The sequence below is a fragment of the Sulfoacidibacillus ferrooxidans genome (assembly GCF_022606465.1).
Classification (GTDB): domain Bacteria; phylum Bacillota; class Bacilli; order Alicyclobacillales; family SLC66; genus Sulfoacidibacillus; species Sulfoacidibacillus ferrooxidans.
In genome coordinates this window covers 1-402 of sequence record NZ_JALBUF010000101.1, presented here as the reverse complement: position 1 = coordinate 402, position 402 = coordinate 1, and the positions used below count along the sequence as shown (strand labels likewise).

Annotated in this window: 1 pseudogene; it reads right to left on the bottom strand. The window is 47.0% G+C overall.

Annotation, left to right across the window (positions count from 1 at the left end):
- Positions 1–95 precede the first annotated feature (95 nt).
- Positions 96–402, bottom strand: a pseudogene (locus MM817_RS16560) (hypothetical protein); the annotation flags it as partial.

The following is a 402-nucleotide window of genomic DNA, read 5'->3' as shown; positions in this document are numbered from 1 at the left end:
AGCATTTTATACTGAAAATTAAAAATATGTCTGTCTATGGCAGGCTTATATAGATGCGTCCAAAATCACTTCCCTTCATTGTTCTTAGAACTCAATTAAGTGCTTGACATTAGATAGCTGGTCTCATGCCATGCTTCGCCTGCGACAACAAGTGTCTGATCCGTCCAAGCGTGTTCTTCGATCTGAGCTAGCGCTGACATGTAGATGTGCTCTTGAATGGCTTGTCGCTTCTGATTGAGTGCGTGAGCTTCAAGCGCTAGACGTTCTGCTTCTTGTGGATCATCTGCAAGAAGCAGTTCAACCGCACGCTTGGCATGAGCCAGACGACCGATGGCATTGATGCGAGGAGCCAACTGGAACGCCACGTGTGTTGACGTTACACCTTGCTTGCTGTTAGCCACA